Consider the following 22,776-nt stretch of genomic DNA (forward strand, 5'->3'; position numbering starts at 1 on the left):
ATCCATCTTCCTTGTCAAGATTAGATCACATTACTTAATTAGCCAGCCAAATACTTCTCCCAAATTTAAATCAATGGCCTGGGCAAAGCTTGGCATCAGTAACTTTGACTCCGTTTCGTCGAAAATTTCTGGCGATCGGCCGGGTTGATAAACAAAGATAGATTGCTCTTTCGGATTAATCAACCAACCCATTTTAGTGCCATTATTCAAGCAAAATAAAATATTTTTTACTATTTTTTTTGACTTTGCTCAGGAGACAATATTTCAATCATCCAATTAGGCGGGAGGTAAAAGTTGTCGGCAATTTCTCCATCTTGATCACAGGGAATATTTTCCCAAGTAAAAACCGCAATATCAGGAACAATAGACCGATTTTCAAAACTGCAACGCAACTCTGTGAATGCCCAAGCAATTTTTTCCTTTTTCAAGGCCATGTTAATGGCAAATGACAATGCAGTTTGTAAAGTACTGTGTTTTCCTTTTGGCATAGGTTTGGCACTAACTTGCCCATCTCGATACTCTAGGGGCGGCTTCTCTTCCGGTAAGGCTAGAAACTCAGTCAGGGTTAGGTTTGTGTTTCCTACTTTCAGCATTTTAGATTCGCCTCGACACTCCACCTATTTGCCGTTGAAACCCATTCTAACCCTTTTATTAAGTGCTCAAAAACTAGCCAGAATTACCCCTTATTGTATTTTTTATAAAGTTCAATAATAGTCTCCACCACCTCGGCAATGGTGAGGTTATCGGTAATAATTTCCACTGCATCCACTGCCTTCTGCAAAGGAGCGATCGCCCTAGTGCTATCAAGATGATCCCGGTGGGCAATGTCCGCTTCCAATTGGGCTAAATCCACTGCTTGATTACCCTGAGCTTCAAAATCCTTGAGGCGACGGCGGGCTCGTTCCTGAACTGAAGCGGTGAGGAAAATTTTCAATTCCGCGTTGGGAAAAACCTGGGTGCCAATGTCCCGACCTTCCGCCACAATTCCTCCTTGGTCGCCATACTTCCTTTGTAGTTTTAGTAACTTGGCTCGAACGGCTCCCTGGGCAGCAATGGTGGAAACCAATTGGGTCACCGCCGGGGTGCGAATGGCATCACTGACATCTTGCCCATTAACTTTAACTCCGGTCAATTGGGGGGCAGGACGGGGCATTAGTTCAATCTCCGCACCACTGGTAAGTTCCGCCACCGCTGGTTCATCCTCGGGAGCAATGCCCTGGTCTAAAATCAGCCAAGCCAAAGCTCGATACATGGCTCCGGTGTCTAAATAGGTCAGACCCAGGCCATCAGCCACCTGTCTGGTAACAGTGGATTTTCCGGCTCCGGCGGGGCCATCAATGGCAATAATAGGCAGTCGATGATTAAGCACAAGATTATCAATTAAGCGGGTACTACCCACATAGGCGGCGATCGCCATTAAAACAGGATTTTGGTCCGGTAATGTTCCAGTGATGGGTTGCAGGGTGTCAGCTTCCACCAATTGCAAATATTGCACCTGGACAGACGGTTCCGCGTCCAAAACGTCCTGGGTGGCGGTCAACAAAGCAGAAACTTGGCGATCGCCTTGACGATATCGCTGTTGGGCGGCTTGCAAACTGCGGTATAGCACCGTAGCCTGTTCCTTTTCTATCGGGCTTAAATATTGATTGCGGGAACTCATGGCCAAACCCGATTCCTCGCGCACTGTGGCACAACTGCGGATAGTCACAGTTAAGTTCAAGTCCTGCACTAGGCGACGAATAATAGCCAATTGTTGGGCATCTTTGGCACCGAAATAAGCCACATCGGGACAAACAATGGTGAACAATTTAGTGACGATAGTAGCTACCCCCTGGAAATGGCCGGGACGATGGGCACCGCAGAGAACTTCCGTCATGGCTGGAGGAGGCAGTACCGTAGTTTGATCTCCTTTGGCATCAATGCCCAAATCCGTCACCGTCGGGGCAAAAATTACCGCCACCCCCAAAGATTCTGCCCATTGGCGATCGCCGTCGAAGTCCCGGGGATATTTTTCCAAATCTTCACCGGGGCCAAATTGCAGGGGATTAACGAAAATAGATAACACGACTAAATCCATTTCCGCCACCGCCCGTTTGAGCAGACTGCCATGGCCGGCGTGGAGAGATCCCATGGTAGGAACTAAGCCCACGGTTTTGCCCCGACCAGCTTGGCGGAGATAGGTTTGTAACCCTGCGATTGTGCGAAAAACCTGCACCATTACTTCTTTGTTATTCTTTGGATTGTGTGCAAACGATGGAGGTCATTAAAACCTTTCCATGGCCGAAGTTTCATTGATATCCCAGACAAATTGCCCCGCTGTCCTAGACCCCCCGCCGCAAGTCTTCAATGATACAATGGAAGGCTGGAATTCCATCAACGGCGATCGTATGCAAAGACTCATCGAGGGACTACAAAAATTTCGAGAAGGTTATTTCTCTTCCCACCGTGACCTCTTTGAGCAACTTTCTCACGGCCAACATCCCCGCATTCTCTTCATCTGTTGTTCCGATTCCCGGGTGGACCCCAATTTAATCACCCAATCGGAAGTGGGCGACCTGTTTGTTATTCGCAACGCTGGCAATATTATTCCCCCCTATGGAGCAGCCAACGGTGGGGAAGGGGCAGCCATGGAATATGCCCTAGTGGCGCTGGAAATTAATCAGATCATCGTCTGTGGCCATTCCCACTGCGGAGCCATGAAAGGTCTGCTCAAACTCAACTCTCTCCAGGAAAAACTTCCTCTGGTGTACGATTGGCTCAAACATACGGAAGCCACCCGCCGTCTAGTTCTAGACAATTACAGCCATCTGGAAGGGGAAGATTTGATTGAAGTTGCTGTGGCAGAAAATATTCTCACCCAACTCAAAAACCTCCAGACCTATCCCGCCATCCATTCCCGGTTACATCGGGGAGACCTTTCCCTCCACGGCTGGATTTATCGCATTGAAGAGGGTGAAGTACTGGCCTACGACGGTGTACTCCATGATTTTGTCGCCCCCCAAAGTCGCATCAATGCCCTGGAGCCGGAGGATGAGTACGCTCTCCATCCCAACTCACCCCTGATTTCCTACGATGCGTTTAAGGTTCCCGGCAAGGAACGTCCTGGTCGTGAGAAAGCAACAGAATCCCCAGCTCCCCAACTGTCTCCTTTACCTGGTTTTGGCCATTTGCCCAGGGAACAGGCGGAGCGCATTTATCGAGGCTCCCGTTAGACTGGGTTAAACCCCATTGCAACCTTTGTCGGATAAACGCAAACAATGCCAATTTTAGGTAGGAATTGACCGGGTGCTGAATTCACTAATTGCTGACTTTAGGATTATTTTTGAGCGAGATCCCGCTGCCCGCAATTGGTTAGAGGTGCTGTTTTGTTATCCTGGCTTGCAAGCTTTACTAATACATAGATTTTCTCATCGTCTTTATACTCTCGGGCTACCTTTCTTTCCTCGCCTAATGTCCCACCTTGCCCGCTTTTTCACCGGCATTGAAATCCATCCAGGGGCCCAGATTGGCCAGGGCGTGTTCATTGACCATGGCATGGGGGTAGTGATCGGTGAAACGGCGATCGTGGGGGACTATTCTTTGATTTACCAAGGGGTAACTCTGGGGGGCACAGGAAAAGAAAGTGGCAAGCGTCACCCGACCCTGGGGGAAAATGTGGTGGTGGGAGCTGGTGCTAAGGTATTGGGTAACATTGCCATCGGTGATAATGTCCGCATTGGGGCGGGGTCAGTGGTGTTACGGGACGTGCCAGCAGATTTTACGGTGGTGGGGGTGCCAGGGCGCATGGTGCATCCTTCCGGGGAAAGGGTTAATCCTTTGGAACATGGTAAGTTACCAGATTCGGAGGGCAAAGTAATTCGCCTATTATTAGAAAGAATTGAATTACTAGAGCAACAGGTGGCCACCTTACAACAGCAACAATCGGAACAGGCCTGGGAATCGGATTATCGCTCCTGCTCTGAAACTGACCGGGAACCGGTGCTCTGTCGCCTTGGCGATCGCGAAATTGAAGAATTTTTGGGGGGCACCCTCTGATATTCTCCCGGTAGCCATAACTGGGATGGGATGTGGAGGGGCATAGGAGGTGACTATTTGTTGGTTCACTTAGGAATTTTGGACAGAACTTTGGTGGTTAACCACACACTGTCGCCAAACTTGCCCCATTTTGCTCCGAGGGAATTTTCTGGGGTTGGTGTTGCGGGAAAAGCCTTGGCGATCGCCTTTTTTTGTCCTCAATTTTTGGCCGGATGTTTTTTCCTGTTTAATAAAATCTTTCTAATTGTCTTAAGATGTGAACGCAAGGCCGTCCTCAAGGGCGGGGTTTCAGACCCATTTTTTCGATGAATAACCAACAACTTTGGCAACGTTATCAAGATTGGCTTTATTACCATGGTGGCCTCGATTTTTACCTGGATGTGAGCCGCATGGGATTTAGTGATGCTTTGGTAGAAGATTTGCAACCCAAGTTTGCCAAAGCTTTTCAAGATATGGTGGCGCTGGAAAAAGGGGCGATCGCCAACCCAGACGAACAACGCATGGTGGGGCATTACTGGCTACGCAATCCGGCCCTGGCCCCCAATGATGGGATCCGGGCTGAAATCACTGAACCATTACGGCAAATCAAAGCCTTTGTCGCTGACGTACACCAAGGGAACATAAAACCCCCCACAGCCCCTAAATTTACCGACCTGCTGGCGATCGGCATTGGTGGTTCGGCTCTAGGCCCCCAATTTGTGGCCCAGGCCTTGGCCCCCAATTTCCCTCCCTTGGCGATTCACTTCATCGATAACTCTGACCCCGACGGCATTGACCGGGTGCTGAACTGCTTAAAAGCCCAAGACAAACTAAAAAGTACGCTAGTGGTGACCACTAGTAAATCCGGCGGCACCCCCGAACCCCGCAATGGTCTGGCGGAAACGAAGGCAGTATTTGAAGCCCAGGGCCTTCATTTTGCCGATTATGCGGTGGCGGTGACCATGCCCGGCAGTAAACTTTCCCAGCAGGCCCAGACGGAACAATGGTTACAAGCTTTTCCCATGCAGGATTGGGTGGGTGGGAGAACCTCTGAGTTATCGGCGGTGGGACTATTACCGGCCGCTCTCCAGGGCATTGACATTCAGGCCATGCTCGACGGGGCTAAAACCATGGATGAAGCCACTAGGGTGAGGGAATTAAGACAAAATCCAGCGGCTCTATTGGCGTTAGCTTGGTATTATGCCGGGGATGGCCAAGGGAAAAAAGACATGGTGATTCTCCCCTATAAAGATAGGCTGTTGTTATTTAGTCGCTATTTGCAACAGTTGGTTATGGAATCCCTCGGTAAAGAGCGGGATTTGGATGGCAATGTGGTCCACCAGGGCATTGCAGTCTATGGCAATAAGGGTTCTACGGATCAACATGCCTACGTCCAGCAGTTGCGGGATGGGGTGCCCAACTTTTTTGCCACTTTCATTGAGGTATTGCACGATCGCCAAGGGCCATCCCTAGAGTTAGAGCCGGGGGTCACCAGTGGGGATTATTTATCGGGATTTTTGCAGGGCACCAGGCAAGCGCTATTTGAAAATCAACGGGACTCCATCACTGTCACCATTCCCGAGGTGGACGCTACCAGCGTTGGGGCTTTGATTGCCCTATATGAAAGAGCAGTGAGTTTTTATGGTTCCTTGGTGAACGTCAACGCCTACCATCAACCGGGGGTAGAAGCGGGGAAAAAGGCCGCCGCCTCGATTTTGGAACTACAGAAGGCGATTCTCTCTACCCTACAAAATGAATCCGGGCCCATTGCCCTAGAAGCGTTGGCCACCAAAGTGCAAGCACCAGAACAGGTGGAAACGGTGTATAAAATAGTCCGCCATTTAGCCGCCAATGACCGGGGCGTGACCCTCCAGGGCGATCGCCAATTTCCCCAACGGCTGCAAATCCAGTGGCGGAGTTAAGACAGATTAATTCTCAATTGTTAATGGTGGACCAGGTAATCGCGGCTGAATTCAGAAGCAATTCGGTTCCTGGTCAATGGCAACGTGTTATAAAAAGAAAAGTTTGTTTACCTGAGTATTAATTCCTAGGCACGGCAAACCTTGGCCGCTTTATAGCCCATGAATCCATAAACAAAATCTGTCCGACCTTCCATTTGGAGATAAACCTTTATAAATGACTGCCACGATTCCCCCGTTGACACCAACGGTAACGCCCAGCAATCCCGATCGCCCGATTGCGGATCTCAAACTACAAGACATCATTAAAACCCTGCCCAAGGAATGCTTCGAGAAAAAAGCGAGCAAAGCCTGGGCTTCTGTTTTGATTACCCTAGGGGCGATCGCCGTGGGCTATTTGGGCATTATTTATCTGCCCTGGTACTGCTTGCCCATTACCTGGATCTGGACAGGGACAGCCTTAACGGGGGCCTTCGTTGTCGGCCATGACTGTGGCCATCGCTCCTTTGCTAAAAAACGCTGGGTCAATGATTTAGTGGGACATATCGCTTTTGCTCCCCTCATCTACCCTTTCCATAGCTGGCGCCTACTCCACGACCACCATCACCTCCACACCAACAAAATTGAGGTTGATAACGCCTGGGATCCCTGGAGTGTGGAAGCTTTCCAAGCCAGCCCGGCGATCGTCCGGCTTTTTTATCGGGCCATCCGGGGTCCCTTCTGGTGGACTGGTTCCATTTTCCATTGGAGCTTAATGCACTTCAAACTTTCCAACTTTGCCCAAAGGGACCGCAATAAAGTCAAATTATCCATTGCCGTTGTCTTCCTGTTTGCGGCGATCGCCTTTCCTGCCCTAATTATCACCACAGGGGTGTGGGGTTTCGTCAAATTTTGGCTAATGCCCTGGTTGGTGTATCACTTTTGGATGAGCACTTTTACCATTGTGCACCACACCATTCCCGAAATTCGTTTCCGTCCCGCCGCCGATTGGAGTGCCGCCGAAGCCCAGTTAAATGGTACTGTTCACTGCGATTATCCCCGTTGGGTGGAAGTGCTCTGCCATGACATCAACGTCCATATTCCCCACCACCTCTCCGTTGCCATCCCTTCCTATAACCTACGACTAGCCCACGGAAGTTTAAAAGAAAACTGGGGACCTTTTCTTTACGAGCGCACCTTTAACTGGCAATTAATGCAACAAATTAGTGGGCAATGTCATTTATATGACCCCGAACATGGCTACCGCACCTTCGGCTCCCTGAAAAAAGTTTAATACTGGGACAACTAGTAATTTTTGACCCATGATTGGTCAGTAATTAACTTTGACTGATCCCCAGGGAGAGAAATACCAGATCACAAATTAACTATCTTGGAATGCGGCCATCGAGCTGTATTCCTTTTTTCTTTTCTTGGTGAGGAAAAAAACTTTCTAAGTGGGCAGATGGGAGCGGTTCAGACTAGAAAGATCCACTCGGCCAAAATGAATGCTAAACGCAACCTGCATATTCTCCAAGGTTTTCACTAGCCAAGGTACCCCTTCCCGGGCCACCGACTCATAATGATTAAACAAAATTGAAAAACGTTTTTCCAAATAAGGCTTAACCTTGGAGCAGAAAAGCACAATTTTTAGCAATACGCCAATGGTCTTCTTCACACCAATATTGGAAATTAGATCAATAAAGACATAGTGATCAGGATTTTTGCTACCTTCCACCACCAAAAAGTTGAGCAACTGACTAGAAGTCCGCATCATTAAAAATTCTGTTGGCTTCTGTTGATTGCACTCTGGATAGGCATTTTGGAATAGATCAAATAATTTCTTATCAAAACTTCCTTGTTTGTAATTATTCTGTAGGGAGCCCCGGATATATTCGTAAAGTTCATCCTTAAAAGTGCCAAAAGATTGGGTATAGGCCACATGGTTACGAAAACTTTTGGAAAGGGACCGGTAACTCTGACCGTTTTCCACGGAACCAACAAAATGTTTGAGGGAACTGTTTAGATCCCGATCACTCAGTAGGGTGGGATTTTGCACGGGCTTGATCAATTCCTTATCCGGCAAGATGAGTCCGGCTTTATTAGTTCTGGCCATGCGCACCCGGTAGGTGACGTACTGAGAAAGGTTAATTTCAAACTTACGCTCATTTTGAGCTTTGATGCGGTGGATAGTTTGGCGATGTTCCCGACTGCTGTCATCCCCCATAAGACAATAATCATACAGATAGGGATAGCGGTGGATAAGGGTGCCGACGGAGCTAGATTTCGTTTCAAACTTGGTGCTGACAACGCTGGCCAATCTTTTCAAGCGGACAAATTGTTCGCTCAAGGTAAAGTTTTTAACTAGTTGGCGGATGTTACCTTTTGTATTACCCCCGGGGCTGATGTTAGCCACTGCTTTTTCCACCATATTTACCAGCTGGGGAATGGAACGCTGGGTTTGGGGAGAAAGTTGCCAATAGTTGATCAGAATATAGCAACAACGGTTAAAAAAGTAGTTAAATTCTTCGGTATTATTTTTAACTCTAATTACTTTTTCTAAGTGGGTAGAAACTTGTCCTTGGGAACTGCCCTGTCCGCTCAAAAAAAGATTACCCATTACTTCCAATACCCGTTCCCCTTCCACCGACTGGACCAAGTCGAGCAGATAATCATAAATTGCCTGCTCGTCATTCATTTTGTAGGGGTCGCTAGCCTGGGGATGGTTATAGTTCACAGTGGTAACCCTCTTTGGGGAAAAGGGGGCAAATTGGGAGCAGGAAAAATCGATAATGAAAACGAAATCATGAGATAAGGTCAAAGACACCCTGGGCCTTTAATCAGGCACCGCTGTGGATGGTAAGATACACCCTGGTCCCATCGGAATAAAACCAGGATGTTTTTACTGGTCATTACTGGCTTCCGATTTTTCTGTATCTATTTCTCCTCCAATGTAAGTGATGCAAGCACCCATGGGAGGTGATCTAGATCACAGATAAAAATTGCAAATGACTTAACATTCCTGAGTCAATTCTAACTCAGTTTTCCTCCGCCATATTTTTCACTCCTATTCTTTCCCATGAACTCCAAACTTTCCCTATTTGACATCCGTACATTCCTAGAAAGTTGTCTATTGTCTGTTACCAATCTTTCCGAGGATATACGGATAAATAATATTTGCACCGATACAAGATCTTTGGTGTCAGGGGACCTATTTCTTGCCTTGCGGGGGGAAAGTTTTGATGGCCATAGCTTCATTCCCCAGGCCTTGACGGCGGGGGCGATCGCCGTGGTGACGGATCGGCCAGTGGAGGGATTAGGGGAGACGGTGGCCCAATTTTTAGTGGAAGATACTTTGGTGGCCTATCAACACATCGCAGCGGGATGGCGACAACGGTTTACCATTCCCATCATTGGGGTAACCGGTTCTGTGGGTAAGACCACCACCAAAGAATTAATTGCGGCGGTGTTGTCCCAGTTTGGCAATGTGCATAAAACCAGAGCTAATTACAACAATGAAATTGGGGTGCCGAAAACTTTGTTGGAACTATCCCCAGACCATGATTTTGCCATTGTGGAAATGGCCATGCGGGGTCGGGGGCAAATTGCTCTTTTGGCGGATATTGCCAAGCCCACCATCGGTTTAATTACTAACGTTGGCACTGCCCACATTGGTCTTTTAGGCTCGGAGTTGGCGATCGCCGAAGCCAAGTGTGAATTACTAGCCCACCAACCGCCCGAGAGCACCGCCATTCTCAATCGGGATAATGCTTTGTTAATGGAGACAGCCCAACGGTTTTGGCAGGGAAAAACCATTACCTATGGCCTAGAAGGGGGAGATGTGCACGGGACAGTGGATGGGGAAAATTTAATCCTTGATGGAGTTAGTTTGCCTTTGCCCCTAGCCGGTGTCCACAATGCCTCTAATTACCTAGCGGCGATCGCCGTGGCCCAATGTTTAGGGTTGGACTGGCAGCAGTTACAGTCGGGGCTGACGGTGGAGTTACCCAAGGGGCGGGCCCGTCGTTACCAATGGGGCCAGGACGTGGTTCTATTGGATGAAACCTATAACGCTGGCTTGGAATCCATGTTGGCATCCTTGGATTTATTGGCCAATACCCCTGGGAAGCGACGTTTAGCAGTGCTGGGGGCGATGAAGGAACTGGGAGATTATGGCCCGACATTTCACCAACGGGTGGGGGCCAAAGTGAAAGCCCTAGGTTTAGACGGTCTTTTCCTATTAGCCAATGATCCCAATACCGATGCCATTGCCGCCGGGGCTAACGGTGTGGAGACCCAATCCTTCAGCGATGGGCCTAGTTTAGTGGCAGCCCTAAAAACTACCCTCCAACCAGGCGATCGCCTCCTGTTTAAAGCATCCAATTCCGTCGGTCTAGGGGCTGTGGTCAGTCAGTTGTTGGCAGAAAATCCCACTTCGGTTTAAAACGGCAAGGCTTGAGTCAGTTAAAAATGGGGTTAATCTCACTCCAGCGGGATCAATCGAGATCAATAGGTGTGGGGTTGGTTGGCAGTGGCATCCAACAAATGGCCTAAAACCAGATGGTTAAGAACATGGCTAAAAACGTCTATCCAAACCAATCTGGCCTTATCCCTTCAGAGGGTTTTGAGGTAATTCAATAAATCCGCCATCTCCTGGGGATTGGGTTCAAACTGGGGCATGGGAGGAGTTTGACCACTCACCACCTGATGAATGATGTGGCTCTGGGACCGCCGTTGGGATACCCCCCAAAGACTGGGGCCAATGTAACCGTCAGCTTGGATGCCATGGCAAACTGCACAGTTAGCTTGAAAAATGGCCCGACCCCTATCCGCATCTCCTTTGAGAGCGAGTACCTGGCTTACATAGGGGTCAAAGTTCATAAAACTAAACAAAGCCACTGCCAATATCACCAGGGAAACAATGCCTGCCATAATCCATATCCCAGTGGGGGAAGCATTTACCGTGGCAACAGTTGGACTTTTTTCGATTACAGGGGCCATGGGTTAAGAACGATTGGTCAAGGTGGCCAGAACCACCACTCAGAAACTTAATCTAACTTAATCTATTGTATTGATGCCGGGCATTCCTGTCTTTGCTCAGTCCCAGATTGAAGTCCGGATTAACCCTGTTGACAAACTAAAACTCCCCCGATATCGATACCCAGAATTTTCCTAGGTCGGGGGGGGAGCATTGACAAAAATCTATCCAGCTCGGCCCCAATGGATCAGCAAGGGCCCGCCGGCTTATAGGGGAGCAACTTGCACTTCCACCGTAGCGATGACTTCGGGGTGCAGTTTGATTTGGGCTTGGTAAAAACCAGTTTTGTGGATATCCGGCAGACTGATGCCCCGGCGATCGAGACTTTGGTTGGTAGCCGCTTCCACTGCATCGGCCACTTCCTGGGTGGTAACGGTACCAAAAATAGCTTCCGCTTCCCCTACTTGTTTTTTGATCACAAATCGACCGATGGTTTCCAGGGCCACTTTGCGGGCTTCAGCGGCATCTTTTTCCGCTTTAAGCCGTTCTAGTTCCTTGAGCCTTCTTTGTTCCACCTGGCGCAAAATACCAGGGGTGGCCACCACTCCCAGACCCTTGGGAATGAGATAGTTCCGGGCATAACCGGGGGCCACTTCCACTAAATCGCCGGTGAAACCTAGTTTATTGATAGTTTCGTTTAAAACGACCTTGACTCGCTTTGCCATAACCGTAATTTTTCCAATATGAAGTTTGTTTAGCTTGTGGAGCAATTCACAAACCTCCATCTTAACCTTTAGGGGGAATCCCGCCAAAATTGGCGATCGCCAGGGAGCAATTTTTACCTGGGGCAATGGACAGAAAGGCAAAGTTACTCTGTTACCATGGGGGACGGCCCTCCGCAACCAGATGCCAATGTCCAGTCTGATTTCCCTTTTTCGCCAACATTATCCCCAGGGCAGTCTCTGCTGTGACCTGCTCGAAATTGACCGGGGGTTATATATAGTCCAAGCCAGCATCACCTTAGAAGGCATTGTGGTGGCCAGCGCGTTAGCAGCCCAGTCTCCCCTAGAAGCTGCTGAGGATTTAGCCAAAGAAAGGGCGATCGCCAGCTTGGATTTAACCCATATTTCATCAACAGTCCCACAGTCTTCCCCAACAGCCATTGTTGAAGATATGGAAGCGAAGCCATCGCCCCCACCTTCCTCCCCTAAAAAAGAAAGTAAATCTCCGAAGCAGAACCATAAAGTCGTTACTCCCCCCGCCATTGTCAATCCGACACCGGTAACTCCTGCGCATCCCCCTACTCCCGTTGTTGAAAAGTCGCCGGAAGTTGAGGCGGCGATCGCCCCTGAGCCAACCTTAACCCCCGCTCCCATTTCCTTTCCCCCTAGTCCTGATCCAGTGCTGTCCTTAGAGGAGCCGACCCCGCCTCCGGCAATGGTCAATAGCACCTTTAATCAACCGGAAGAGTCCGCTCCTATTGACTCCGAACTTCAACTCGACTTTGCGACCCCAGAATTACCCCTCGCTGTTGAAGCTAAACCAGATTCGCCTGAACCGGATATGGCGGTCTCCGGAGCAACAGAACTGCCCGCAGGACCCATGGACTTTTCGGAAATTATTGCCCGCAGTAACCTGGAACTAAAACGACTGGGCTGGACCAGTGACCAGGGACGGAACTATCTTTTGCAAACCTATGGCAAACGTTCCCGTCAGTTATTATCCGATGAGCAGTTAATCGAGTTCCTTGCTTACCTGGAACAACAGCCAGACCCAAATTAATCGGATTGATCCTGCTTTTGTCCCAGGGTTGGTAAAACATAAATCCCCGGGACATTTTATAGGCTTAACTAGCTAGAACTTTTTCTGTTTCTGCGGCGATCGCCGTTGGACTGAGAACTGTTTCTTCTACTTTGTCCTGTTGTTGGCGGCTGAGATAATCTCGCAATTGTTCACCAATTTCCTGGCGGACAATTTCCCGGTATTGGAGGAAATGTTCGTTATGGGCGCAAAGGGTGATGTAGTGCTCAAACACGGCGGGATTATGGCGCAAAATACCGAAAGCATGGTGCCAGAAGCGGAACCTAGTGTCCCGTTTAACGCCCTGCCGCCAAATTACAATCGCCAAAGCCTTTAAATCCACTAAATTGGGGAGTTTGAAAGCGGTCTTGCATTTCGGTGCCCCCAGCTTGAGAAAACAACGGTAATTGCGGTCTAAATAGCCATGGGGATCGTATAACTCCCAGAAAGCCTCCACATACTCGTTGGCAATGTCTTCCAAGGGGCGAGTGGGAATAAAGTTCATCAACGTGGTTTGGTTGATGTTGCCTTTGCTCTCATCCAGCAGGCGATTTTCCCGTTTTAGTCGATGCCACAGGGCTGTGTTGGGTAAAGCCTGGAGCATGGCAAAGGTGGTGGTGGGAATGGCCGTCTGTTCCGCAAAACGGACAATGCGATCGCCAGCCCCCTGTTTTTCCCCATCAAAACCGATGATGAAGCCCGCCATGGGTCGCAGACCAGCTTTGATGATTTTATCAACGGAGTCCGCGAGGGAATTACGGGTATTTTGGAATTTTTTGGTGAATTCTAAACTCTCTTCATCGGGGGTTTCAATGCCCAAAAAGACCGCATCAAAATAGCACTCCACCATCAAATCCATTAATTCCTGGTCATCGGCCAAATCCACCGAGGCTTCAGTGTTGAATCTAAAGGGATATTGGTGCTCTTCCTGCCAAACTTTCAGTTCCTTGAGCAGTAATTTAACGTTGCGCTTATTGCCGATGAAATTGTCATCCACCATAAACACCGATCGCCGCCAACCCAACTCGTAAAGATAATCCAATTCCCTGAGTAACTGGGCTGGTTCCTTGGTGCGAGGCTTACGGCCGTAGAGGACAATAATGTCGCAAAATTCACACTGGAAAGGACAACCCCGGGAAAACTGCACCGACATGGAATCGTAGGCATCCAATTCCAGCAGGTCATAGCGGGGAATGGGGGTAGTGGTAACGTCGGGTTTTTCTTGGGCCCGGATAATACCTGCTGTTTCCCCCCGCTCCAACGCTTCCACAAACAGGGGTAGGGTAATTTCCCCTTCGTCCAAAATCAAAAAGTCTGCTCCGGCATTCTGCACTTCATCCGGTACTGACGTGGCAAAGGGGCCTCCCACTGCGACCAACTTACCGTGGGCCTTAGCTTCCTTGATGTTTTCCACCATGTCATCCCGCTGGACAATCATGCCGGAAATGATTACTACTTCCGCCCAATCCCATTCCGCTTCGGTCACATTGCGGACATTGCGGTCCACCAGCTTAAACTCCCATTCTTGAGGGAGAATGCCCGCCACGGTGATCAACCCTAGGGGAGGCAATAAAACCTTCCGACCCACTAGCTCCAGAATTTTTTCGTAGGACCAGAAAGTAGGGGGAAACAACGGATAGATTAATAGGGCGCGCATGGCTTCTCGCTAAGGGAAGATTTATGTTAAAAAATCTAGGAATTGATTAGGTATGGGCTCAACTTTAGCTAAAGCTAGCACACCCTTGCCAGGAAGTCCCCGAAAGCCAGACCGTTGGCATAGATAAATCCTATGGTTAACCATGGTTATCCCCTAGGCCGCTCCCTCTTGTCCATAGCTATGGCTATGTTGGGGGCATTGTCATTGGTTTTTCCCTTGCCTCTGTTAACCCAAGACATGGTTGACAGTGAGCGTTCCCTGCCATTGCTGGGGGACCATCCCCTGGAGGAAAGGTTAATTGATGGCATGGATGAGGGGATCAAAAAAAATTACCGGGGGGCGATCGCCATTTTTACGGAATTAATTCTGCTAGATCCTAGCTATGCTGATGCCTATTTTAATCGGGGTATTGCCCGGGCCAGAATAGCGGACTACCAAGGGGCGATCACCGACCACAGCCAGGCCATTACCCTAAACCCCCAATTGGCCGAAGCCTACAAAGCTAGGGGGAAAATTTATTGGCAATTAGGAGAGCAAGCCCAAGCCATTGCTGACCTAGAAGCGGCCCTAGCCCTTTTCTCTGACCAGGAAAATCTTGTGAGCCAACGGGAAGCCTGGGAACAACTGCAAACATGGCATGGTAATCCTTAAGAGCCTGTTTGGAAAGTTTTATTCCGCCCCCTAAATCGACCCACTAAAGCTCCGGCAATACTGGAGGACTTTCACTCATTTCCCCCCAAATTTGGAGGGCCAGGGGGGCTTTTCAAACACGTTCTTAAATAGGCCCCAATATTTCTTCTCAACTTCTCCGACAGTTTCCCAAGCCCGTCGATCAATTTTTAACTCCCCTTGCCCACGCCCTAGTTTTACTGAATTTTGCCGATCTTTTTGTCGATTTGAGGGACACTTTTTGCCCACAAATTTGCATATTTGCCCTGGATTCGGGACCATTAACTTGAGTTAAACAAAGTTAAGTTTTATGGCATTTTTCTTTCCTCCCAAATAGCCTTGCTAAGATAGCGGGAAAGCCGGGTTGCTAGTCCCATGGTTGCTTTTTTATTGAGTACAAGGTAAGCATAAATACCTAAACATGAGACATTTTTGCGACGCTTGGATTGAAGAATGGTGTGAAGCCAATGGTTGGACGGATTTGTTCATGGAAAGACTCAATTACTATTGGGCTTTTCCCCCTGGGGCTGTCATGCCGGAGCCCATTCCTGGCAAAATTCTCCGGGCAATTAAACTAGAAAAAGGTCTTTGCGAAGAAGAAAAAGCTTGGTTAACCGCCGCTGTGGCTGTTTCTGCTTTGGCGATCGGTTCTGCTTTTCTGCTCAAAAATCCCATGCCTGTAGTACTGGCTTTTGCTTTTGACGCTGTAACAGCGGGGCGTTTAGAGATGGAAGAAATTTAAAAAATTTGAGAAGATTAATCCATTACCTGCGATATCAAACACTCTGATTGGAGTAACTAAGCAACATTTATGGCTGATTCCATCACCCCAGACTCCAATGAACACAATTATGCTGAGCTGGCTCAACAATGCCAGAATTTGGCCAGCCAAGTCCAGAGCCTCAGCCAACGGGTGGAAAATCTGGAAAGCAAACTGACCTTAATCCCGGACATTGAGCGCTATGGTAGGTTGCAGGAATGCTTAATTGCGGGGGATTTTAAGACGGCGGACCACGAAACCACCCGCATTATTCTCGAAACCCTCAATCGTAATCGGGATAACCTCAGCCCAGAAACTTTATCTGCTTTGCCCTGTACAGTTTTAACGGTAATTGATCGCCTGTGGCGTACCTACAGCGAAGATCGTTTTGGCTTTAGCCGGCAATTGGAAGCCTATCAAAAGGTAGGTGGTAACACCGATACTTTGCGTACCCAAGACCGGAAAGTGATGGGGGCCTTTGCCCAGGAAGTGGGTTGGGTGCAGGAAGGAAAGGTTCGTTTTGATGAGTATGACCAATGGGATTTTTCCCTCAATGCTCCGGTGGGTAGTTTCCCTGCCATTTGGTGGAAGTCTCCCTATGGTTTGAAAATGGTGACTTTTTTCTTCATTCGTTTGTTTGAATGTAACGGCTAGCCCGATGCCCTAACTACAGTTTTTTAACGCTTCGATATCAGCCCCGGCAATTTTGTCCAGATTGCGGGTAATTTTCTCTATGTCCCAATCCCACCAAGCAATGGTTAACAAAGCTTGAACTACTTCGTCCTTAAAACGTTGACGGATAGGACGGGCGGGATTTCCCCCCACAATGGTGTAGGGTGCCACATGGTTAGTGACAACGGCTTTGGCGGCAATAATGGCCCCGTCTCCCACCTTTATTCCGGGCATAATTACCGCTTCGTACCCAATCCACACATCATTGCCAATGACTGTATCTCCCTTATGGGGCGGTTCTTCTTCCAGTTCTGCTGTTTGCCAACCATTAGCAAAAATTGCAAAGGGATAGGTGGAAAATCCTTCCATGGCATGGTTAGCCCCATTCATAATAAATTTTACATTCCGGGCTAGGGCGCAGAATTTGCCAATGATCAGGCGATCGCCAACGAAGGGAAAATGGTACAGAACATTGCGCTCAAAGTTTTCTGAATCTTCGGGATCGTCGTAATAGGTGTAATCACCAATAATTATGTTGGGGTTAGAAACAGTATTTTTAATAAAGCAAATCTGGGCAAATCCCGCCATGGGATGCTTATTTTGGGGATCTGGGCCGTACATTATTTGTCACCCGTAACGGTTCTGGAGTCGTGTCTATTTCTCTATTCTTAACTCTAGGAATTAAACTCCCATTTCTGCCAAGTCTATCAAAGTTTCCTGGGCCGCCTCTTCGTCCACAATGCTAATGGCAAAGCCCACATGGACAATCACGTAATCCCCCACCTTAACCTCGGGTACGTAGGCAAGGCTAATGGTTTTAATGATGCCCCCAAAGCTAACCTTTCCCGTCAGTAACAGGGGATCGGAGTTGGGCATTAAACTGACAACCTGGCCAGGTAGGGCTAGACACATGGGAGGAAAGGAAGGAGGAATTGGCAAATAAGTCAGTGGAGCTTTGAGAAAAACCAAACCTGGGCCATGGTTCAACTTTAACCCAACAGTAAAGTTCCCATTTGGGCCACCAACTGATGGGTGACGGGCAAACTGTCAATCACCATGGCCAGGCAGAGCAACATTAGGTAAAAAATGGAGAACTTGAACAATCCCCTAGCCAAATCCCGATCGCCGGGAGCCTGTTTGAGTTGCCAAGCTTTGACCAGAAATTGTCCCCCCAAAATAATGGCGATCGCCAGATAAAGTATGCCCAACTGGTGCAGAGGATAAACTAGCAGCAAACTGAAAGGCACCACCAACAGTGAGTAGTACCAGATTTGGCTAACGGTTTTTTCCTCCCCCGCAATTACCGGCAACATGGGGACATTCACCTGGGCATAATCATCCTTGATCATCAAAGCCAGGGCCCAAAAGTGGGGGGGAGTCCAAAGAAAAATTAGCGCAAACAGTACCCAGGGAGTCCAGCTTAAATCCCCCGTAACAGCGGCCCAGCCCACCAAGGGGGGAATGGAACCCGCAGCCCCACCGATGACAATGTTTTGGGCCGTGTGTCGTTTCAGCCAATGGGTATAGACCAACATGTAAAAGACAATGCCGGATAATGCTAGGCAACCGCTTAGTACATTGACAAAGGTGGCCAAAAGAGCGAACGAAAGTACCCCTAAGGCTAGGGCGAAAATCAACGCATGGCGGGGTTGCACTTTTCCGGCTGGGATGGGTCGGGCCCTGGTGCGGAGCATTTCATAGTCAATGTCTTGGTCGTAAATACAGTTCAGGGTTTGGGCTGAAGCGGCTGCAAGGGTTCCTCCCAGCAGAGTGATCAGCAATTTGGGTAAATCCACCCGACCTTCCGAGGCAATCCACATGGAAGCAGCGGTGGTAATCAGCAAGAGGGGGATAATTCTCGGTTTGGTTAACTGATAATAACTTTTGCACACCGCCCCCATGGAATCGTGTTGGCGATGGATTTTTGTCGAAGTAACCATAGAGAATCAAAAGAAAGGGTAAGCAGGGGGGAGATCAAAAATTTTTCCTGAATTTTAAGCGAGTATTCCCCAACTGGACAAAAAATGGCAGTTAGTTTAACCGCAACGGCAGAAATTTCCCTCCCTAGGGAGACTTAAAGATTTTTATCATCAGGATGTAATGGGGGCCGTCGGTCGATGGTCCCGCACCGCCAAAACGGCGATCGCCAACAGGGTAGCCCAGAGACAAATTCCCACTGTATGGTGGGCTACGGTTAGGGGTTCAATTTGTAAATGGAGCTTTAGCGTAGCAACTCCCAATAGGATCTGTCCCCCCAAAAGGGCTAGGGCCCCATTGCCCAACTGGCGCAAAAAGGGATTTAGGGCCGGAGTGCGCCTGGTACACCAAAAAGTCAGTCCCACCCCCAACACCGTCGGTAACACCCCCAACAGATGACTGTGCAACACTTGGCAAAATTGTGTGCCGGCGATCGCCAAACACTGATGGGCCGCCCACTGGGAACCCACCAATCCCCCCAGTAAACATTGCAGATAAATGATGGTGGTGCTAGCCAGGGCCACCGGCCTTAACTTGCCCGCCGTTTGATTACTTTGGTAGGGCATCAGACAGAGACCAATGATCACCAAAGAACCCAAAAAAGCCATGGCTGTGCCCAAATGGGCGGTTACAATGTCAAACCGTAGCAGTTCGATCACTGTCAGCCCCCCCAACAATCCCTGCACCAGGATCAACGCCAGGGAGCCTAAGGTAGCCCAGGGTAACCACTTGGGTAGAACCCGACGGAACCACCAGCTCAAGCCCACCAGAATCAGGGTACTAAAACCAATCAACGCGGCATCCAAGCGATGGAACCATTCCAAAAATACCTGTAAATTCATTTGTTGACTGGGAACCCACTGACCATAGCACAGAGGCCAGTCAGGACAGGCCAACCCTGCATTCATCACCCTGGTGGCACTGCCCACCGCCATCAATAACACTGTGGCAATGACAATTTTCCATACCAGCCGACGGATCCAGACTTCAACCTGGACAAAGGCTTGGGGTTGACTTTGGGAGCGAATGGCATTGGGGAGAATAGACTCAGCCATGGTTTTGATCTGCAACCTCAACGATGGGGGCAAGGGGGGGAGAAAAACCCCAGTCACCGTCAGATTCTAACCAACACTCTCCCCAGGGGAAAGAAAACTTGGCTACAGCATCAATATTCTTTAGATTTACTTCAGATTTCCCTGCCCTAGGCGATTGATTTAGTTGAGATCGGGAAAATTTGGTATTTAACCGGTTACATGTAGTTGCGTGGAGGTGAGCAATACACTTAAGCTATTTTATCTGGTGAATTAAATTTGAAGTTATTCTTGTGGCTATCATGGGAGTAATTGCTTCCCATCACAGCTATGGATAAACCCAGTTCCTTTTTCGTTGTAGATTCTGAAGGTTCTCAAATACTTAGGGAAATTTGCATTATTAATCACTGTGGGGAAGTGGTATATGAAGCATTGGTGGATGAAGTCTTAGCAGATCGAGCACAGGGTTTAAAAGTTTTTCCTCTGAAACAGGTGTTGGAAAATTTTTGGCGCATCACCCATGGGCATTTAGTCATTTTCCATTATGCTGACCATGACTGCCGTGTCTTACGAAATAGCTGTTTGCAGGTGGGCATTCCTTGGCGGCCAATAAGCACCCAATGTACTATTGAGTTGGCCAAGGAAAAATATCCCGGCCTAAGCAGTTACTCTTTGGAGTTTTTGAGCAAAAAATTTTTCTTAAAGGTTGAAGGCAAGTATTTCAACCAAGAATCGGCGCACCGCGCTCGCTACGATGCCCTTTTCACCCACCAGTTATACAATTTTTTACAAGATTGCAACGGCTTTTCCAAATCAATGAATATTGGCATTAATCCTTTTTCTTCCAGTAGAGTTGACACCCCTTTTCAGGAACACGTTGATGCAAAAGCTATTTATCAACAACAATTTGAACAACTGAAGGCAATCATTAAGGAAGTCAGACAGGATAAAAATCGACAATCTAAGGGTGTAGTAGTGACAGGGATTCCTGGATCAGGGAAAACCCACCTGATGATGCGGCTCACCAAGGAAATTTTACAGATAAACCGAGTATTATTCATACGCCACCCCAACAATCAAGAATCAATCATTTACCATATTTACAGCCGCATTTTAGAATCGTTCATTTATCAAATTCCCGGCACTAGTTATAGTCAGCTAGAGTTTTTGCTGGCCCATAGTTTTACTAAATTAATTAGCCAAATGAAAAATATTCGGCTGACCCAAAAAGATCAACATATAGTCGATATTGTCCAGCAAAACCCCTTAAATATTTATCAGCTACTAGGAACGGAAGGAACAGATAAGAAACGGGATTACTGGGATCACATTGAAAAAAGAGCCAGTGAATGGTGGACAGAGCACTATGGCATTGGAGGAAATAGCCCTGAAATTATTAAGGGAATTATCAAATTTTGTCGCTATACAGAACGTTATCGTCAACAGACCACTGCACGTTGGTTGGCCGGACAAGAATTGAGTGAAGAAGATTTAATGTTATTGGGTTTGAGTAATTGGCATGAAAACCTGGGTAAGGAGGGCTTTTCCCTGGAAGCAATTTCAGTTTTCAGTAAATTATCCTTGTTGGACGAGCCGTTAGTAATGGTATTTGATCAATTGGAAGTGCTGGGTTTACCCAAAAACCAGAGCTTATTAATTGGCTTCGGCGAAGCGCTTAAGGAAATTTTTACCCATGTGCCCAACTGTTTGGTTATCCTAAACCTTTTTCCAGATCGGTGGCAATATTTTCAGTCCCATTGGGATTCTTCCGTGGTGGAAAGGGTAGGCCAATATCACATTAATCTTGACCGTCCAGACGATCAATTGATGGGTCAGGTGTTGATGACCAAGGCTGATGCAGTAGGGGTTAAGCTCACGGATATATTTAGTGAGCAAGAAATTACCTCCCTTTTGCGCTCACCGTCAATTCGTCACTTGATCAATAATGCTTCCAAACTTTATTCTGCTAAGGCTAATGGATCTGGCATCATCCCTCAGAATTTCGACCTTGGTAACAAAAATCTTGATTTCGAGCAAAGATTAAATTTACTGGAAAATGGATTAAGTGATTTGCAAGCAAAAATTTACGACATTGGCTTGACTTTAACAAACTTTTTTGCTCCTACAAGCCAGAATGTAAGCAAAGCATTAATTGGTAATCCCGTGGGGGAAACTAATCAAAATAATGAAATTGACGCTGATCTTAATTTCAATTTTTTCATTACAGAAAATCAGTCGCAACAATCGCTAGAAATACAGGTAAAAGATTTCTTCTGCCAAAATCGTGAAATCTTAAAAGATGATTATCAAAAACTACAAATAATCACTGAATCCGATGATATTGGCAAACTAAAAATTATTTTGGAAGCCCTTAACTCAATACACTCTTTCAAAACTGATTTTCTTAGTCTGGGCAGAAAAAGGTTACCAGAACATATCTTGATTCGTACCGCTAAAGCCTCAACAGTCATCGCATTTTTGCACCGCGATGGTAGTCAATTTACCAACTATATTAAGAACTTTAATCAATTGGTGTCATTGGAGAAGAGGCATCAATTTCACCTCTGGCGAGATCGACGGCAAAAGGCTATCACCGGCAAAGTTGGCCGGGAAGAAATTGAAAAACTCAATAATTCTGCCAACGGACAATTTCAATTTATGGAAGAGCGGGAACGGGTGGACTTTGAGCTGTTGTATTTGTTGATCACAGCAATTTATAACCAGGACATAGAGCTGGAAATAGGGCAGGCTTGGTCGATCGCCTGTGGGGAATTAAGGCATAACTGGTTGGTTCAACTGTTAGACCATGGTTGAATCCCGGCGATGGGAACCGAAATTTTTTTCTAGCCTTTAAGGCTATAGACACGCTGCCATTGCTCTTCTGTGACCCGAAAGTTGGTGCTGTTGGGAGCCCGAATAACCAGTAAATCCCGTAAAATCTGGTCCTGTTTGAGTTCGTGGCGGCGGAGGGGTTGGCCCAGCAACTTGCGTAGGAATCTGAGCTGTACCCTCGGTTTATCCAACTTAGCTTGGTCAGACATTAGCCAATATTGCCCATCGGGTAGCTCTGGGTAAATTTCCGGCGGCTTAGTTACTTCGGCAATGGCATAAATCCCTGCTTCTGGCCCGGCCATCCAGATCAAAGCCCGATCGCCAACTTGAATTTCTTTGCTATAACGGGTCACCAACCAGGGCAATTCCTCTTGCTCCTCAATGGCTTGAAGAATGCGATAGTACTTAGGATTGCCTTGAAATAACCAGTAGGCCATGGTGGGGTCGCGAATCAGAACAACTGCGGTGGGAACTGGGCCGGGGGAATAAAA

The 22,776-nt window shown here is 47.9% G+C and carries 22 protein-coding genes; 10 read left to right on the forward strand and 12 right to left on the reverse strand.

The annotated features are described in order from the left end of the window. Window positions 1–30: 30 nt before the first annotated feature. The 3 genes from SYNPCCP_RS17865 to SYNPCCP_RS08280 form a co-directional block, all read right to left on the reverse strand. Window positions 31–192 carry a Uma2 family endonuclease gene (locus tag SYNPCCP_RS17865; protein ID WP_010872786.1) on the reverse strand — a complete coding sequence of 54 codons (162 nt, stop codon included), beginning with the start codon at window positions 190–192 and terminating at the stop codon, window positions 31–33. 38 nt (window positions 193–230) lie between these two features. Continuing rightward, window positions 231–593: a Uma2 family endonuclease gene (locus SYNPCCP_RS17870; RefSeq protein ID WP_020861795.1), complete on the reverse strand. Its 363-nt coding sequence runs from the start codon at window positions 591–593 to the stop codon at window positions 231–233. Window positions 594–676: 83 nt separating this feature from the next. After that, window positions 677–2,218 (reverse strand): bifunctional pantoate--beta-alanine ligase/(d)CMP kinase, encoded by a 1,542-nt coding sequence (locus SYNPCCP_RS08280; RefSeq protein ID WP_010872788.1) that lies wholly within the window; start codon window positions 2,216–2,218, stop codon window positions 677–679. Window positions 2,219–2,276: 58 nt separating this feature from the next. Between SYNPCCP_RS08280 and SYNPCCP_RS08285 the strand changes: the two genes are divergently transcribed. The 4 genes from SYNPCCP_RS08285 to SYNPCCP_RS08305 all read left to right on the forward strand — a co-directional run bounded on the left by SYNPCCP_RS08285 (window position 2,277) and on the right by SYNPCCP_RS08305 (window position 7,206). Next, window positions 2,277–3,212: a carbonic anhydrase gene (locus SYNPCCP_RS08285; RefSeq protein ID WP_010872789.1), complete on the forward strand. Its 936-nt coding sequence runs from the start codon at window positions 2,277–2,279 to the stop codon at window positions 3,210–3,212. 73 nt (window positions 3,213–3,285) lie between these two features. Then, window positions 3,286–4,035, forward strand: a complete 750-nt coding sequence (gene cysE / locus SYNPCCP_RS08290) for a serine O-acetyltransferase (RefSeq protein ID WP_010872790.1) — start codon at window positions 3,286–3,288, stop codon at window positions 4,033–4,035. Window positions 4,036–4,340: 305 nt separating this feature from the next. Then, window positions 4,341–5,936: a glucose-6-phosphate isomerase gene (locus tag SYNPCCP_RS08300; RefSeq protein ID WP_010872791.1), complete on the forward strand. Its 1,596-nt coding sequence runs from the start codon at window positions 4,341–4,343 to the stop codon at window positions 5,934–5,936. Window positions 5,937–6,150: 214 nt separating this feature from the next. Further along, window positions 6,151–7,206, forward strand: a complete 1,056-nt coding sequence (locus SYNPCCP_RS08305; RefSeq protein ID WP_010872792.1) for a fatty acid desaturase — start codon at window positions 6,151–6,153, stop codon at window positions 7,204–7,206. A gap of 156 nt (window positions 7,207–7,362) precedes the next feature. On the opposite strand, the gene SYNPCCP_RS08310 is transcribed toward SYNPCCP_RS08305, so the two are convergent. Then, window positions 7,363–8,736 carry a hypothetical protein gene (locus SYNPCCP_RS08310; RefSeq protein WP_010872793.1) on the reverse strand — a complete coding sequence of 458 codons (1,374 nt, stop codon included), beginning with the start codon at window positions 8,734–8,736 and terminating at the stop codon, window positions 7,363–7,365. A 252-nt stretch (window positions 8,737–8,988) separates the two neighbouring features. Here SYNPCCP_RS08310 and murF point away from each other — a divergent pair, with 252 nt between their 5' ends. Then, the gene (murF, locus tag SYNPCCP_RS08315) at window positions 8,989–10,353 is read left to right on the forward strand and encodes a UDP-N-acetylmuramoyl-tripeptide--D-alanyl-D-alanine ligase (protein WP_010872794.1); all 1,365 of its coding nucleotides are present in this window, start codon (window positions 8,989–8,991) and stop codon (window positions 10,351–10,353) included. A 170-nt stretch (window positions 10,354–10,523) separates the two neighbouring features. Here the strand turns inward: murF and SYNPCCP_RS08320 are convergent, their stop codons facing one another. Continuing rightward, window positions 10,524–10,910 carry a cytochrome c gene (locus SYNPCCP_RS08320; RefSeq protein ID WP_010872795.1) on the reverse strand — a complete coding sequence of 129 codons (387 nt, stop codon included), beginning with the start codon at window positions 10,908–10,910 and terminating at the stop codon, window positions 10,524–10,526. A gap of 243 nt (window positions 10,911–11,153) precedes the next feature. Beyond that, window positions 11,154–11,612 (reverse strand): 50S ribosomal protein L9, encoded by a 459-nt coding sequence (gene rplI / locus SYNPCCP_RS08325; RefSeq protein ID WP_010872796.1) that lies wholly within the window; start codon window positions 11,610–11,612, stop codon window positions 11,154–11,156. A 181-nt stretch (window positions 11,613–11,793) separates the two neighbouring features. On the opposite strand from rplI, the gene SYNPCCP_RS08330 reads away from it, so the two are divergent. Next, window positions 11,794–12,669 carry a hypothetical protein gene (locus SYNPCCP_RS08330; RefSeq protein ID WP_010872797.1) on the forward strand — a complete coding sequence of 292 codons (876 nt, stop codon included), beginning with the start codon at window positions 11,794–11,796 and terminating at the stop codon, window positions 12,667–12,669. A gap of 64 nt (window positions 12,670–12,733) precedes the next feature. Here SYNPCCP_RS08330 and SYNPCCP_RS08335 read toward each other — a convergent pair whose 3' ends face one another. Beyond that, window positions 12,734–14,344, reverse strand: coding sequence for a B12-binding domain-containing radical SAM protein (locus SYNPCCP_RS08335; protein ID WP_010872798.1), 1,611 nt, complete (start codon window positions 14,342–14,344; stop codon window positions 12,734–12,736). Window positions 14,345–14,476: 132 nt separating this feature from the next. Between SYNPCCP_RS08335 and SYNPCCP_RS08340 the strand changes: the two genes are divergently transcribed. The 3 genes from SYNPCCP_RS08340 to SYNPCCP_RS08355 all read left to right on the forward strand — a co-directional run bounded on the left by SYNPCCP_RS08340 (window position 14,477) and on the right by SYNPCCP_RS08355 (window position 16,427). Next, window positions 14,477–14,995, forward strand: coding sequence for a tetratricopeptide repeat protein (locus SYNPCCP_RS08340; RefSeq protein ID WP_010872799.1), 519 nt, complete (start codon window positions 14,477–14,479; stop codon window positions 14,993–14,995). Window positions 14,996–15,434: 439 nt separating this feature from the next. Next, a complete protein-coding gene (locus SYNPCCP_RS08350; RefSeq protein WP_010872800.1) occupies window positions 15,435–15,755 on the forward strand; it encodes a hypothetical protein in 321 nt (106 codons plus the stop codon). A 69-nt stretch (window positions 15,756–15,824) separates the two neighbouring features. Continuing rightward, window positions 15,825–16,427 carry a GUN4 domain-containing protein gene (locus SYNPCCP_RS08355; protein WP_010872801.1) on the forward strand — a complete coding sequence of 201 codons (603 nt, stop codon included), beginning with the start codon at window positions 15,825–15,827 and terminating at the stop codon, window positions 16,425–16,427. Between the two features lie 9 nt (window positions 16,428–16,436). Here SYNPCCP_RS08355 and SYNPCCP_RS08360 read toward each other — a convergent pair whose 3' ends face one another. From SYNPCCP_RS08360 to SYNPCCP_RS08375, 4 genes are all read right to left on the reverse strand, one after another. Then, window positions 16,437–17,066: a Vat family streptogramin A O-acetyltransferase gene (locus SYNPCCP_RS08360; protein WP_010872802.1), complete on the reverse strand. Its 630-nt coding sequence runs from the start codon at window positions 17,064–17,066 to the stop codon at window positions 16,437–16,439. A gap of 60 nt (window positions 17,067–17,126) precedes the next feature. Next, complete coding sequence (locus SYNPCCP_RS08365) at window positions 17,127–17,357, reverse strand: HypC/HybG/HupF family hydrogenase formation chaperone (protein WP_010872803.1); 231 nt, start codon at window positions 17,355–17,357, stop codon at window positions 17,127–17,129. Window positions 17,358–17,434: 77 nt separating this feature from the next. Further along, complete coding sequence (locus SYNPCCP_RS08370; RefSeq protein WP_010872804.1) at window positions 17,435–18,385, reverse strand: heme o synthase; 951 nt, start codon at window positions 18,383–18,385, stop codon at window positions 17,435–17,437. 150 nt (window positions 18,386–18,535) lie between these two features. Further along, a complete protein-coding gene (locus tag SYNPCCP_RS08375) occupies window positions 18,536–19,534 on the reverse strand; it encodes a heme A synthase (RefSeq protein ID WP_010872805.1) in 999 nt (332 codons plus the stop codon). A 249-nt stretch (window positions 19,535–19,783) separates the two neighbouring features. On the opposite strand from SYNPCCP_RS08375, the gene SYNPCCP_RS08380 reads away from it, so the two are divergent. Continuing rightward, the gene (locus tag SYNPCCP_RS08380; protein ID WP_010872806.1) at window positions 19,784–22,267 is read left to right on the forward strand and encodes a hypothetical protein; all 2,484 of its coding nucleotides are present in this window, start codon (window positions 19,784–19,786) and stop codon (window positions 22,265–22,267) included. 29 nt (window positions 22,268–22,296) lie between these two features. Here SYNPCCP_RS08380 and SYNPCCP_RS08385 read toward each other — a convergent pair whose 3' ends face one another. Beyond that, a complete protein-coding gene (locus tag SYNPCCP_RS08385; RefSeq protein ID WP_010872807.1) occupies window positions 22,297–22,722 on the reverse strand; it encodes an EVE domain-containing protein in 426 nt (141 codons plus the stop codon). Between the last annotated feature and the right edge of the window lie 54 nt (window positions 22,723–22,776).

The organism is Synechocystis sp. PCC 6803 substr. PCC-P (assembly GCF_000284455.1).
GTDB lineage: Bacteria > Cyanobacteriota > Cyanobacteriia > Cyanobacteriales > Microcystaceae > Synechocystis.